The sequence below is a fragment of the Halobacteriovorax sp. RT-2-6 genome, assembly GCF_047085025.1.
Taxonomy (GTDB): Bacteria; Bdellovibrionota; Bacteriovoracia; order Bacteriovoracales; family Bacteriovoracaceae; genus Halobacteriovorax_A.
The window spans coordinates 1,475,319-1,488,263 of record NZ_JBKIYH010000001.1; the positions used below are offsets into that span (position 1 = coordinate 1,475,319).

At 36.3% G+C, this 12,945-nt stretch carries 15 protein-coding genes; 9 read left to right on the forward strand and 6 right to left on the reverse strand.

Annotated elements, in window-relative coordinates:
- Positions 1-51: 51 nt before the first annotated feature.
- The gene (locus ACMAYS_RS06930) at positions 52-1,371 is read right to left on the reverse strand and encodes a glycine--tRNA ligase (RefSeq protein ID WP_304466325.1); all 1,320 of its coding nucleotides are present in this window, start codon (positions 1,369-1,371) and stop codon (positions 52-54) included.
- Positions 1,372-1,686: 315 nt separating this feature from the next.
- Here ACMAYS_RS06930 and ACMAYS_RS06935 point away from each other — a divergent pair, with 315 nt between their 5' ends.
- From ACMAYS_RS06935 to ACMAYS_RS06960, 6 genes are all read left to right on the forward strand, one after another.
- Entirely contained in the window at positions 1,687-4,140 is a 2,454-nt protein-coding gene (locus tag ACMAYS_RS06935; protein ID WP_412462988.1) for a DUF3656 domain-containing U32 family peptidase, read from the forward strand.
- Complete coding sequence (locus ACMAYS_RS06940; RefSeq protein ID WP_103218936.1) at positions 4,140-4,400, forward strand: GIY-YIG nuclease family protein; 261 nt, start codon at positions 4,140-4,142, stop codon at positions 4,398-4,400. The genes ACMAYS_RS06935 and ACMAYS_RS06940 overlap by 1 nt, the downstream gene beginning before the upstream one ends.
- A 64-nt stretch (positions 4,401-4,464) precedes the next feature.
- The gene (locus tag ACMAYS_RS06945; RefSeq protein WP_412462989.1) at positions 4,465-4,986 is read left to right on the forward strand and encodes a redoxin family protein; all 522 of its coding nucleotides are present in this window, start codon (positions 4,465-4,467) and stop codon (positions 4,984-4,986) included.
- A 2-nt stretch (positions 4,987-4,988) separates the two neighbouring features.
- Complete coding sequence (locus tag ACMAYS_RS06950) at positions 4,989-5,366, forward strand: hypothetical protein (protein WP_412462990.1); 378 nt, start codon at positions 4,989-4,991, stop codon at positions 5,364-5,366.
- Positions 5,366-5,797: a FixH family protein gene (locus ACMAYS_RS06955; RefSeq protein WP_412462991.1), complete on the forward strand. Its 432-nt coding sequence runs from the start codon at positions 5,366-5,368 to the stop codon at positions 5,795-5,797. Before ACMAYS_RS06950 ends, ACMAYS_RS06955 begins: the two co-directional genes overlap by 1 nt.
- A complete protein-coding gene (locus ACMAYS_RS06960) occupies positions 5,779-6,666 on the forward strand; it encodes a hypothetical protein (RefSeq protein WP_412462992.1) in 888 nt (295 codons plus the stop codon). Before ACMAYS_RS06955 ends, ACMAYS_RS06960 begins: the two co-directional genes overlap by 19 nt.
- Here ACMAYS_RS06960 and recO read toward each other — a convergent pair.
- Both recO and ACMAYS_RS06970 read right to left on the reverse strand, forming a co-directional pair.
- A complete protein-coding gene (recO, locus tag ACMAYS_RS06965; protein ID WP_103218931.1) occupies positions 6,661-7,458 on the reverse strand; it encodes a DNA repair protein RecO in 798 nt (265 codons plus the stop codon). The two genes, ACMAYS_RS06960 and recO, sit on opposite strands and share 6 nt — an antisense overlap.
- Positions 7,446-8,408, reverse strand: coding sequence for a DEAD/DEAH box helicase (locus tag ACMAYS_RS06970; RefSeq protein ID WP_412462993.1), 963 nt, complete (start codon positions 8,406-8,408; stop codon positions 7,446-7,448). The genes recO and ACMAYS_RS06970 overlap by 13 nt, the downstream gene beginning before the upstream one ends.
- Positions 8,409-8,469: 61 nt before the next feature.
- Between ACMAYS_RS06970 and ACMAYS_RS06975 the strand changes: the two genes are divergently transcribed.
- Both ACMAYS_RS06975 and ACMAYS_RS06980 read left to right on the forward strand, forming a co-directional pair.
- Positions 8,470-9,174 carry an RsmE family RNA methyltransferase gene (locus tag ACMAYS_RS06975; RefSeq protein WP_392990773.1) on the forward strand — a complete coding sequence of 235 codons (705 nt, stop codon included), beginning with the start codon at positions 8,470-8,472 and terminating at the stop codon, positions 9,172-9,174.
- A gap of 1 nt (position 9,175) precedes the next feature.
- Positions 9,176-9,430, forward strand: coding sequence for a NifU family protein (locus ACMAYS_RS06980; protein ID WP_021266260.1), 255 nt, complete (start codon positions 9,176-9,178; stop codon positions 9,428-9,430).
- A 40-nt stretch (positions 9,431-9,470) separates the two neighbouring features.
- Here the strand turns inward: ACMAYS_RS06980 and ACMAYS_RS06985 are convergent, their stop codons facing one another.
- The 3 genes from ACMAYS_RS06985 to ACMAYS_RS06995 form a co-directional block, all read right to left on the reverse strand.
- A complete protein-coding gene (locus ACMAYS_RS06985) occupies positions 9,471-9,653 on the reverse strand; it encodes a hypothetical protein (RefSeq protein ID WP_103218928.1) in 183 nt (60 codons plus the stop codon).
- Positions 9,654-9,749: 96 nt separating this feature from the next.
- The gene (locus tag ACMAYS_RS06990; protein ID WP_412462994.1) at positions 9,750-10,556 is read right to left on the reverse strand and encodes a nitrilase-related carbon-nitrogen hydrolase; all 807 of its coding nucleotides are present in this window, start codon (positions 10,554-10,556) and stop codon (positions 9,750-9,752) included.
- Positions 10,556-11,869 (reverse strand): UDP-glucose dehydrogenase family protein, encoded by a 1,314-nt coding sequence (locus ACMAYS_RS06995; protein ID WP_103218926.1) that lies wholly within the window; start codon positions 11,867-11,869, stop codon positions 10,556-10,558. The genes ACMAYS_RS06990 and ACMAYS_RS06995 overlap by 1 nt, the downstream gene beginning before the upstream one ends.
- 80 nt (positions 11,870-11,949) lie before the next feature.
- Between ACMAYS_RS06995 and ACMAYS_RS07000 the strand changes: the two genes are divergently transcribed.
- Positions 11,950-12,942: a lysylphosphatidylglycerol synthase transmembrane domain-containing protein gene (locus tag ACMAYS_RS07000; RefSeq protein WP_412462995.1), complete on the forward strand. Its 993-nt coding sequence runs from the start codon at positions 11,950-11,952 to the stop codon at positions 12,940-12,942.
- The last annotated feature ends 3 nt before the right edge of the window (positions 12,943-12,945 follow it).

Here is a 12,945-nt window from a genome sequence, read left to right on the forward strand (position 1 = left end):
GCTTAGTATAGAAAAAAGGCCACGAACTTGTGGCCCTTCAAAAAATTTATTTTAAATGTAGATTCTATCTCTTAAATAATTCTTAACTTGATCTAGTGCGATTCGCTCTTGATTCATTGAATCGCGATCACGAATCGTAACAGCGTTATCATCTAAAGAGTCAAAGTCAAAAGTGATACAGAATGGAGTACCAATTTCATCTTGACGACGGTAGCGCTTACCAATTGAACCTGCTACATCATATTCAGCTGCAAACTCTTGTTGGAGTTCATTAAATAATTTTGTTGCCGGCTCATCTAATTTCTTCGTTAGTGGAAGAACAGCAACTTTAACAGGAGCAAGAGAAGGGTGGAATTTCATTACAACTCTTTCATTCTCTTTATCACCTTCATTTTCAATTCTGAAAGCATCACATAGAATCGCTAGTAGTGAACGATCACAACCAACAGATGTTTCAAGAACGTAAGGAAGGAATTTCTTATTTCCATCAAGTAGATCTGTGTACTTTAAGTTCTTTCCTGAAAACTCTTCGTGTTGGCGAAGGTCAAAGTCTGTTCTTGAGTGGATACCTTCCATCTCATCCCAACCATGTGGGAATTTATATTCAATATCTTCTGCAGCATCCGCGTAGTGAGCAAGCTCATCACCTAAGTGTGGATGCCATCTTAAGTTTTCTGGACGCAGACCATTTGATAAGTGCCAATTCCAACGAATTTCTTTCCACTGCTCCATTGCCTCAGCTTGAGTTCCTGGCTTAATGAAATATTGCATCTCCATTTGTTCAAACTCACGAGTTCTAAAAATGAAGTTACCTGGAGTAATTTCGTTTCTGAAAGCTTTACCAATTTGAGCAATACCAAATGGAAGCTTCTTTCTCATTGTTGATTGAACATTTAGAAAGTTTACGAAAATCCCCTGAGCCGTTTCAGGTCTTAGGTATACTTTTGAAGATGAATCTTCAACTGGCCCCATTTGTGTATTAAACATTAGGTTAAAATCACGTGGCTCAGTGAACTCACCAACAGCACCACAGTTTTGACAAGGAGCTGATGTATCAATTTTATCTTCGCGGAAACGAGACTTACATGCTTTACAGTCAACCATTGGATCGTTGAAACCATCAACGTGACCAGAAGCTTTCCAAACCATTGGGTGCATGAAAATTGAAGCATCAACACCAACGATATCTGAACGTAAAGTCATGGCCTTCCACCACTTATTCTTTAAGTTTCTTTTTAACTCAATTCCGTATGGGCCGTAATCCCAACAAGAAGATAGACCGCCATAAATTTCCGAACTTTGGAAAATAAATCCACGGCGTTTAGCTAGACTAACAATTTGCTGCATGTCCTTAATATTACTTTCTGACACAATGCCCCCTACTATGGTAAATAATTGCACAAAGTATACCCACTCATTCACCAATCGGCTAATTATTTTCCCATTAAGGTAAACGCCACCTTTTTGTAATATTACTAACTTATGCGTCATTTTTTGTTCAAAAACCGTGATTTTTCAGTCAAATATAAGCAAAAGCTAATAACAGTTCATGCAAGTAATTAGCGATAATTATAATCCAATGATCTAGCTCCAAAATTCAGATAAATATGGCGATTATCTATATATAAATTACTGAAATCACGATTTGATATCGCATACTTTTTGCGCTCGTGCTAAAAGCAGGTCATGAAAAAATCAGAAATTCTCGCCCCAGTGGGCAATATGCAAATGTGCTTAGCAGCAATTCACGGTGGTGCGGACGCCATCTATGTAGGAATGCCTGGCTTCAATGCCCGTGGAAGAACTCACGACCACTCAGTTGGTGAACTAAAAGAGATGATCGACATGTGCCACCTCTATGGAGTTAAGGTTCACGTGGCGTTTAATATTTTAATATTTGAAGAAGAGATAACAGATGCCATCGAAAGATTAAATGAAGTGGTGGTATTAGGTCCCGATGCTCTAATCATTCAAGATATTGGCCTTGCAAATCTTGTTCGCCAAATTTATCCAGATCAAGTAATACACGGCTCAACTCAAATGACTGTGACAAATCATGATCACATCACTTTCTTAGAAGATCTTGATATCAAACGCTTCGTACTAGGGCGCGAAAACTCAATTCCTGAAATAAAAGAAATTCGAGCAAATACTGAGCGAGAGCTTGAAGTCTTCACTCACGGGGCGCTGTGTGTTGCCTACTCTGGCCAGTGCTTTACTTCAGAAAGTATCGGCGGACGTTCGGCTAACCGTGGTCAATGTGCACAGAGCTGTCGCTTCTCTTATGAAATGTTTGTGGATGGTAAAAAAGAAGACCTCACGAAACATGGCCGTAAAATGAGCTATCTTGTGTCTCCTCAAGATCTTTGTGGAATTGAAGAAGTTAACGAACTTCAAGACATGGGCATTGACTCTTTTAAAATTGAAGGCCGTCTTAAAGGTCCTGCATATGTGTCGACAGCAGCAGGTGCTTTTAAAGCAAAACTTGAAGGGAAAGAAGTAAGTCAAAAAGAAATAGATAATATGGCACTTACTTATTCACGTGGCCTGTTTTCTGGTTGGCTTCATGGTGTTGACCATCAACAACTAGTAAAAGGTAACTACGGAGCTCACCGAGGAATTGAACTTGGTAAGATCAAGAGAGTTGATCCTCCATATTTAGAAATCGACACTGATCGCGAATTAGAAAATGGAATGGGCGTTGCAATTTGTGATGACAATAAAGGTATTGAAATTGGCTCATCTATTTTTAGTGTAAAAAGAAAAGGAAAACGAGTTAGCCTTTCTCTTGCTCATGATTTTAAATGGAAGCAAGTTCGCCCAGGTATGGATATCTACCTAAACTCTGACCCAAAGGTTGCAAAAGAGAGCGAGTCTCTAATTAGCGATATTAATAAGCAAAAGCGTATACCTGTTGAAGTAACACTGTTAGCAAATGCAGGAGAAAAGCTTACTTATATTATTACAGATGGCCAATACAAAGTTGTTAGACAAAGTGATGACTTAGTAGAAGAAGCGAGAAAACCAGCTGATCTTGAGAAAGTTGAAAAAGATGCTTGTGCACTTTCGCGTACTATTTATTCTGTTTCAAAATTCGATTTAAAAACAAATGGTAAGTCTCCTTTCATTCACTCAAAGGCACTTAAGAAATTAAGACAAGAAGCTATTGAAGAATTGAATAGTCAAAGAGTTAGTGTCAAAGCACCAAAATCGCAATCATTTAAACTATCTAAAAAAGAAGTTTCAGAAAACGAGATCACACTAAACTTTCTTCTTAGAGATTTTGATCAGGTTAAGCAAGCATACGAAGTATTGAAAAACTGTGATTTTGAAAGACTTCTAATTACTTTAGATTTTGAATTTGGAAAAGACTATAAGCCCTCATTAGAGCTTCTTAAACAACTACCAAACTGCCAAGTTGGTGTTGCGACTAATAGAATTTTAAAACCTAAAGAATACCATCATTTAAATGTTCTGACTCGATTGGATCCGGATTTTATCCTTTGTCGAAATCTAGGGTCGTATCAATATTTAAGATCAAAGACAGATGTTCAATTGAAAGGAGATTTCTCTCTTAACGTTGCAAACTCTCAAACAGCAAATTATTTACTTGATAAAGGTTTTGAAACATTAACTTCATCATATGACTTAAATGCAAAACAACTAGAAAATCTTCTTGCCAATACTGATGCTGGAAAGATTGAAGTTAATATTCATCAGTATATGCCAAGCTTTCACATGGAACACTGTGTGTATGCAGCATTCTTATCAGAAGGTTCTTCGTTTAAGGACTGTGGGAAGCCTTGTGAAAAACATCATGTAGAACTTAAAGATCAATTTGGAAATATGCACTTTATTAAAGCCGATCAAGAGTGTCGAAATACAATGTTCAATGCTATTGCACAAAGCTCAACTGACTTAATTGATGAGTTAATTGCAAAAGGTGTCTCACAGTTTAGAATTGAACTTTTAAATGAGCACGATGACAAACTTAAGAGTAAACTTGAAGGTTATCTAAACTTCTTCAATGGAAAGATTTCAACGAATGAGTTAAAATCAATGTTAGGCACTCAGGAAAAGTACGGAATTGGTACAGGGATGCTAATGAAAGAAGATACTTATCAAGCGAGAAAGAATTAATGGCAAAAGCCAACAAGTGGTTTGTCTATATTATAGAAACTCAAAATGGAAAGCTCTACACAGGTATTACAACTGATGTAGAGCGCCGATTTGAAGAACACAAAAATGATCCGAAAGGAGCAAAATTCACTAAAGCAAACCCTCCTAAAAAAATTCGTTTCACAGAAGAGCACCCTGACCGCTCAAGTGCGAGTAAACGAGAAGCCCAAATAAAAAAATTAACACGTCCCCAAAAACTGACATTAATCAAGAAATCGTAAATATTAATACCTACTAGGGTATTGAATTCTTGTACTTCAATTAGAGATTTTATAAATATCACATATGAAATTACTAATTGCATTTATCTTCTCAAGTATAACTTTTGGGGCATTCACAGAAGTTCGCTACGACTTATCAACACATAAAGAGAAACAAATTTCTCGAACTAAAAATAAGAAAGTTCTTATTTTTCTTTCACCAAGCTGTCCTTGCTCCCAAAAACAATTTGATTACATAAACTCTCTTGCAAAAAAGTTCAATAGTATTGAATTTATTGGTTTTAGTTCTAACAAGCATATAAGTAAAAAGAAGGCCCTTGAGTACTTTGATCAATTCAAAATTAACTTTCCAATCTTTATCGATCAGGATCTTAAGTTTGCAAATAAGATGAATGCATTAAAGACCCCACATATTTTCTTATTAAATGAGAAAGAAGAAGTTATCTATCAAGGAGCTGTGACAAATAAGAGAAGCCCTGAATTATCGACGAAATTTTATTTAAATGATGTGCTAACTGCACTCAAAAATAATAAAGAGCTACCATATAAAGAATCAAAAGCACTTGGTTGCTATATCGCGAGGTAAATATGATTAAGACACTAATTACACTACTTATGACAGCTTCAATTGTTGCATGTCCTTACCAAATAGAATCTCAAAACTTATGTGTTGATCTTGAATGGACTAATGGGCCTTTTGATGGAAAACCATCTACATTTGAAGCCGTTGTCTTTGATAAAGATTCACTAGAGAGAGTGACACCGAAAGATTTAAAAGTATATGTATGGATGATGATGGCCAATGGGCATCAACATGGTGGGCCTGCAATCACTTGGTCATTTAATGAAGAGTCAATAATCAATGGAAATGCTAAGTTCTTCATGGGACATATGAAAGGTTACTGGCAAGTTCGCTTTGAATTAGACGGCGACATTACAGCTATTGATGTGGAGCTTAAGAAGTAATGAAACTATTGTCACTTACACTTCTATTCTTACTATTTACAAGCTGTGGAGATTCTCCCTTTTCCGGTGGTCTTAAAGAGTTAGTTAGTGGAGTTGATAATATTTCTAACGAAATACGTTTTGATACGGAGGCCTTAACTATTTTGAGACAGTGGGATAAAGGCCCAATAGTTTACGATAGTTCAACACTTACAATTACATTTAAAGACTCAGCAAATAACTTGAAAGATCCTGCAGGTGAATTCTCTGCCTACATCTGGATGCCAGATATGGGACATGGCTCATACCCAATTACTGTAACGAGAATAGCTACTGGAGTTTATCAACTTACTGATATCTATTTCACAATGGGTGGCCTCTGGGATTTTCACTTACAATTAAAAGATAACGGAAATTTATACGACTCTATATCATGGCCTCTTACACTTTAATTCTATTTACAATTTTCTTTACTATTAGCACTTATGCGTCTTCATGCTGTGGCGGCGGAGCAAATATACCTAATATTATTCTTGGCGATCACCAATGGGAGGCAAAAATTAATTATGCCAACTCAGCAGTAACAAGTGAAGCCGGAGTAGATGGTAAGATTCATAATATTAATTCTAAAAATGAAGTAACAGAAACAATCGCCTTAAAAGGCAGTTATCTAATTGATAGCTACTTTCAATTTGCCTTTGATATACCAATCAAAAAAAGAACAGTTGAGTCTCCAACCCAAAGAACGAGTACCACAGAGATAGTCGATCCAAGCTTTCAATTTACTTGGGAGTTCTTACCGGAGTTAACTTATAATCTCTTTAAGCCTCGTGGTTTTATATTCTTTAAACAGTTAATTCCAAATGGTAATTCAATATACAGCTATAACGATCCTCTATTGTCAGATTCCCTAGGCCGTGGTGTTTTTGAATCAACTCTAGGTTTTGCATTTTTTAAGGTAGTATACGAATACGATTATTCATTAACACTAGAAGGTCACTACGGTTTTAAAAGAACGATAGACAATAAAGAAGTAGAGCCAGGTTTTGGGTACTCTTCTTCCTTAGGATTTGGTTATAATCCAAATGCAACTATGCGCTTTGGAACTTCTTTAACTTATTGGCAAGACAGTGCCGTTAAGATAGATGGCATCGAAGGTGAAAACAAATACTTCCTTTCAACGAGTTTCAATTACTCATATATGTTTACAAGAAGCTCTATTGTCTTAAATTACTCAGATGAAACAATTTTAAATATTGCAAAGAATACAAATTTAGCTAAGGCCATTTCACTTACATACAAAGTTTTTGAAGATCTATAATAATAAGCTTAGTGACTTATAATGTTCACGCTGCACGTGTTGATGGTAGCAAATATAATTCACTAATTGATTAAGATCCGACTTTTGAATATGTGTACTAACTTTATAATCCGAATACTTACTTGCAGCTACGTTAAGCATTTCGTTTCGAAGGCTCTTTCCCTCTTGCCCATTTACCAATCGTTGCTCTTCGAGACTTAAATGTGAGAAGTGAATAAAGCCACCTTGTTCAATTGAGAGTGACACAAAGTCATTATCACCAATTTCAACACCAGAGACGGCGCATGTTTCAGTTCGAGGAAAAATCCCCAATTCGACCATCGCCTTTACTAGAAAAATAAATAGTTCATGATTAGGATTAAAATCGCTAGCAGTAACTCGACTTTCCAAGCGAAAGATTGCATTTGAAAGAAGTCGAAAAATACCTTCATGACTTTTTTCACTTAAATCAAGATCATCTTTGTGCGTAATCTGTGGAGCAAAAGACTGACAAAGTTCGCAGAAAAAACAAAGAAGGTAGAATGCCATTGGATTATGTGAGATATTTTTATGACACCATTTTTCAACATGATCCTTACTAGTCAGTATTTCGAAACTATTTTTAACTCGGCCAAAGCCAACTTTAAAAAGATAACCAACTTGCAAGATAGAAGATACTTTCCTCTTTCCTCCTCCCTGTCCACCATAGAACATCACAGAAATTTTATTTCCGTTTCTGAGGAGTAAATTTCCAATCAAGTGTTTGTCTTGATATGGAATTTTGTTAATAAGAATGCCTTCTAATTCAACCATAATAATAAATCCTGACTCATTATAAAGAGATAATCACATATCTTGTAGTGAATTCTTTCCCACCACTTCTTCCCCTTTTCAAGAGCTCCAATGTATTGAAATTCCTCTCCAAATCGTCCTCCGCGACCTATCATTTGAAAATTTGTCGATTCATTTGGTTTATAACTAATATAAATATTCTCTATTCCATGTAAATTAACCCCGTGACTTAAGGCGCTAGTTGCAATAATTAAATCAGAGGGTGCCTGATTCTCTCTGACAACAAACTCCTTAACCTCTCCCCCCACGCAATAATCACAAGAAACACCTAATCTTTGAAAGAACTTATTCCAAAAAAAGACTTCTTTTCGTGACGAGCAAAACAGAATTGTTCGTCCCCTCTCAAAGAACAACTGCTCAAAGATAAGCTTCAATAAAAGAAGTGGCCTAATTAACATCCTCTTCTTTTTATACATATTTTTCTTTTGAAAATTTCCGATATTTAGAAAACAAAAATGCCTAAAATTATTTTCAACATCTCTTTCAATCACTCGATAAAGTTCGTCAGTGATTGTCGCACTTAAACCAATCACCTTTGTATTTCCAGAGGAAGAGATTTGATAGAGAAAATCAAGCAAGCGTGGACGAAAAGACTCTCCCCATTCGTAAAAGAGATGAAATTCATCAAGCACAAACAAGGAGTTGGATTTTAAAGCAAACTCTAAATCATCCCGAGAAAGCGACTCCACTGTCGTTAAAAAGATTCCTTTGTCAGAAATATTATTCACAACACAGTCCCTCTCCTTCAAATCTTCCAGTATTGAACGCAGCGGAGAGACAATAATAATCCTTTCAAAGTCCTCTAATAATTGCCAAATAAGTCTTGTTTTCCCCCAGCCCATAGGGGCCATAAATAAAGTGAATGAATGCTCTCTATTGACGATCTGTGACAAAGTTGCTTTAAAATCCATACCCAAGAGGTGCAAGAAGTGGTAAAAGAGTTAAAGCTATAACTCATTAAAATTAAAGAACATGAATTCTGTCATAATTAGAAAAGAGCAAATTCACGATTCAAAAGCTGTTCTCACACAAGAACAGTCGAAGCATTTACTTGAAATTGTAAAAGTAAAAGTTGGCGACGAACTCAAAGGGACAATTCTTGAAGAAGGTCTAACGACTATTACTGTAAGTAATATTAGCGATGGAATTGTTGAAGTAGAAATTGGGCAAGTCAGAAAAGGGCTTCACTTTCCAATTGAGTTGATTATTGCAGCTTCAAGACCTCCTACAATGAAAAAAGTGTTTGAGCACTGTAGTGCTATGGGTGCAAGCCACTTTCATATTTTTAAGGCCATTTTAAGTGATAAGAGCTATCTCACTTCTAAAGTTTATGAGCGCTTTCAAGAACTATCAGAACTTGGCGTTAGTCAGTCTGCTGTTTTCTATAAAGCTCCAACTCTTAAGAAGACTTATCAATATGAGGATATAGAAGCGAAAGGTGTTCAACGATTTATTCTCTCACCTTATGCCACAACAAAGTTAAAAGATGTTAAAATAGATATTGAAAGACCATTACAATTGGCCATAGGCCCAGAGCGTGGATGGACCAACCAAGAAATAACTGAATTTAAAAATCTTGGTTTTGAAGAGATCAGCATAGGTCCTTCAATTATGAGAGTTGAAAATGCCTCAATCGCAATCCTTGGCCACTTAAACCAATTAATGGATAGGAAATAATATGCTTAGAAAAATTGAAAAACTTTTTGATGAACAAGTAAGACCAGCTCTTGCTGCTCACGGTGGTAATATCGAATTAATCGATTACGATAATGATAAACTCTATGTAAAGATGACTGGTGGCTGTCAGGGTTGTTCTGCTTCACAAGCAACGCTTACAGATGGTGTTGCAAGACTTGTTAAGCAAAACTTTCCAGACATAGTAGAAGTTGTGGATGTTACAGATCACTCAAAGGGTGATAATCCGTTTATGTAAAAAAATAGCTCCCAGTCGGGAGCTATCAGCTTATTAAAGTTTAAGCGACTTTAGTATGTTCTTCTAATTCGGACTCGCGCATTCCATAGTCTTCATTTGCATGAGAAATTGATCTTCTCACCCTATCCTCAGTCTCCCAGTAACTTAATCCTGAAAGGATAATACTTCCGCTGGTGGCAAATGCCATGACTGTAGTCACGAGTATAATCTCTAGTAATTCCATATTTGCCTCCTTAATCTAATCATATAGACTTATCGGCAGATAAATGTGGAATACCTCCAAATTCTACTCAATTTTCAATAAATTTAAATACTTAGATTAGAGAATGACCCTTGAACGGGCCTCAAGAATTTGCTCTTTTTTGAGTCTTACAATAGACACACCTTCTTCATTTTTTTGATCAGAAAGAATCTCGCCCCAAGGGTTAATAACAAGGGAGTGTCCGTAAGTGTGAATGCCAGGATTATTTTCACCACTCTGTGCACTGGCCACGACATAACACTGTCCTTCAATTGAACGAGCTCGTAATAGAGTATGCCAATGTGCCTTTCCAGTAGGAACAGTGAACGCTGAAGCAAAAGTAATCAGATCGACCTTATTATCGTAGTAATACTGAAGGAAATTTGGATATCGAAGATCAAAACAAATTGCGATACCAATTTTCCAGCCAAGAATATCAATAATTAAAGGATCATTTCCTGCTGTATAAATATCAGCTTCATTAACTTTCTTATGAATCTCATTTCCCTGTTCATCTACAGTTGTGATGTCACAAGAAAATAAATGGCACTTGTCGTAGCTACCAATAACACAACCTTTAGGATCCAAGTTAATGGCCTTATTATAAATAGCTGTATTACTTTTAAAAGCAACAGAGCCCCCAACAAGGAAGAGCCCAGAATCAATGGCCAATTGCCTGATGTTATCAAAGTGTTCATTGTCCCACTCCACAAGGTATGGACTTGGCATGCGGCCATTTGAGATTGAATAAAAACACTCAGGCAGGAAGGCCACTTGGGCCCCCGCTTCTTTTGCCTGAGATAAGTATTTTTTAATTTTTTTTAGATTCGATTGATAATCGAGAGATGAAGAAATTTGAATATTGGCGATAACCAATTCATTCATTAAATTTTCTTTCCGATCGCGTAGTAAGTGAATCCTTCCGCTAAAACTTTTTCTGTTTTAAATAAGTTTCTTGCATCAAAGATGATTTTACCATTTAAGCGCGACGAGATTTCAGTAAAGTCAGGAGTAGAGAACTCTCTCCATTCAGTTACAGTAACCATAGCGTCACATCCACTTAAACAGTCATACTTATTAGCTACTTGCTCAATAGATGAGTGATACTTTTCATCCACAGCTTTCATGAAGTTTGGTCCACCTTCAGGATCGAAGAAACGAATCTTTGCACCAGCATCGATTAGGTCCTTTGCCATATAAATTGCAGGAGACTCACGAACATCATCAGTATTTGCTTTAAATGCTACACCCCAAAATGCAAAAGTTTTTCCACTTAAGTCTTCACCAAAATGCTTTTTGATTTTTGTTGCCATGTAAAGTTTTTGCTCATCATTTACATCTTCAGTTGATTCAATGACTCTTAGAGTATGCCCATGTTCTTTAGCTGTATAAATTAAGGCCTTCACGTCTTTTGGAAAACATGATCCACCATAACCAGGACCCGGATATAAGAAGTGTGGTCCAATTCTTCGATCACTTGAGATTCCTTGGCGAACCTCATTGATGTCTGCACCAAGAGTGTCACAAAGTCTTGCAATGTCATTAATGAAAGAAATCTTAGTCGCTAGAAAACAGTTTGCCGCATACTTTGTCATCTCTGCTGAAAGATTAGACATCATATAAATTGGGTTACCTTGTTTTACTAATGGCTCGTAAAGCTCTTCCATAGCTTGCGCTGCGTACGGGTCGTTGTGACCGATAACTACACGATCAGGTCTCATGAAGTCTTCAATTGCTGATCCTTCTTTTAAGAACTCTGGGTTATTTACGATATGAAATTTTTTGTCAGTATTTTTTGCAACAATCTCTTTTACTTTTTCACATGTTCCAATTGGAACTGTTGATTTAATAACAATGATTGCATCATCACTAATATTTTTTGCTACATCTTCGGCAGCTTGAAATAAATATGAAAGATTTGCACTTCCATCATCTCCAGAAGGAGTTCCAACCGCAAGAAAGATTGACTTAGAATCTTTTACTGATTCAAGACCTGTTGAGAAAGTTAGTCTCTCTGCTTTAATATTTCTTTCTAGTAGATCGTTAAGTCCTGGTTCAAAAATTGGTGATTCACCACGTCTCATCATTGCAACTTTATTTTCATCGATATCAACACAAGTAACCTTGTGACCGATTTCCGCAAAACAAGTTCCACTTACTAAACCTACATATCCTGTTCCAATAACTGTAATTTTCAAGCTTTTATCCTTTTTAAAAATTGGTACTAGATTAGCACCTTTTATGCTAAGTTTTAAGTCTAAATAAGGACTTCAACAGTATGCTCAAGGCGTCATTCCAGACAATTCTCAAAGTAGTTTTCGCAATTGCTATCCTGACATGGCTTGCAAAGTCAGACAAGCTTGACCTTGGGCTAATAAACAAAGTACTTGAAAATGGGCCATGGGCCCTGATCTCATTTATTCTGTTAGTGTGTGGTTCATTTATTGCAGCTTTTCGCTGGTCACTTCTCCTTAAAACAAAAAGTGAAAAGATTCATATAAAGAAAATTTATCCAATTAATTTGATTGGACAATTCTTTTCCACTTTTCTCCCTGGTGTTGTAACTGGTGACTTCTTAAAACTTCTCTATGTTAGAGATTGTGATCGAAATTTAAAAAGATCATTTCTTTTAAGTACTGCACTTATTGATCGAATCATTGGCCTTATTGGCCTTTTAATTGTCGGTGGCTCCTCTTCGATTTATTTTTATTCGGAACTGATCGTTTTATCACCAAAGGTAAAACCTCTCATTTCATTCAATATTATGCTTCTACTTGGTGCACTTGGTTTTGTCTTAGTACTCTTTATGCCGGTAAGAATTAAAAGACATGTCATTGAATTAATAAAAATTCTACCAATTGTTGGAGATAAGATTGCAAATATTACTGAAACGTTTTGGAAAATTGGTGAAAGTCGAAGCGTGATATTAAAATCAATTGGCCTCTCAGTGATAGTCCACATCTTTGCAATTAGCGCTTTCTGGAGTTTAGTTCATTCTTTCCTAGATACAAATATTGGAATTAAACAACTTTTTAGTATTATCCCTATTGGGCTGATTTCAATAGCTATTCCAATATCTCCTGCAGGAGCAGGTGTTGGCCACCTTGTTTTTGAAGAGCTCTTTAAGGCACTGGGACAAGATAAAGGTGCTTCATTTTTCAATCTCTACTTCTTAGTAGCAATTTCAGTGAATCTTCTAGGTGTCATTCCATACGTTCTTTGGAAAAAGAAGCACACCTTCAAAGAAGCTGAAGCACTTGAAGAAAATTAAGTA

Coding starts and splice junctions, on each gene's coding strand:
- ACMAYS_RS06935 (WP_412462988.1), top strand. CDS start 1,687: ATGAAAAAATCAGAAATTCTCGCCCCAGTGGGCAATATGCAAATGTGC.
- ACMAYS_RS06940 (WP_103218936.1), top strand. CDS start 4,140: ATGGCAAAAGCCAACAAGTGGTTTGTCTATATTATAGAAACTCAAAAT.
- ACMAYS_RS06945 (WP_412462989.1), top strand. CDS start 4,465: ATGAAATTACTAATTGCATTTATCTTCTCAAGTATAACTTTTGGGGCA.
- ACMAYS_RS06950 (WP_412462990.1), top strand. CDS start 4,989: ATGATTAAGACACTAATTACACTACTTATGACAGCTTCAATTGTTGCA.
- ACMAYS_RS06955 (WP_412462991.1), top strand. CDS start 5,366: ATGAAACTATTGTCACTTACACTTCTATTCTTACTATTTACAAGCTGT.
- ACMAYS_RS06960 (WP_412462992.1), top strand. CDS start 5,779: ATGGCCTCTTACACTTTAATTCTATTTACAATTTTCTTTACTATTAGC.
- recO (WP_103218931.1), bottom strand. CDS start 7,458: ATGGTTGAATTAGAAGGCATTCTTATTAACAAAATTCCATATCAAGAC.
- ACMAYS_RS06970 (WP_412462993.1), bottom strand. CDS start 8,408: ATGGATTTTAAAGCAACTTTGTCACAGATCGTCAATAGAGAGCATTCA.
- ACMAYS_RS06975 (WP_392990773.1), top strand. CDS start 8,470: ATGAATTCTGTCATAATTAGAAAAGAGCAAATTCACGATTCAAAAGCT.
- ACMAYS_RS06980 (WP_021266260.1), top strand. CDS start 9,176: ATGCTTAGAAAAATTGAAAAACTTTTTGATGAACAAGTAAGACCAGCT.
- ACMAYS_RS06985 (WP_103218928.1), bottom strand. CDS start 9,653: ATGGAATTACTAGAGATTATACTCGTGACTACAGTCATGGCATTTGCC.
- ACMAYS_RS06990 (WP_412462994.1), bottom strand. CDS start 10,556: ATGAATGAATTGGTTATCGCCAATATTCAAATTTCTTCATCTCTCGAT.
- ACMAYS_RS07000 (WP_412462995.1), top strand. CDS start 11,950: ATGCTCAAGGCGTCATTCCAGACAATTCTCAAAGTAGTTTTCGCAATT.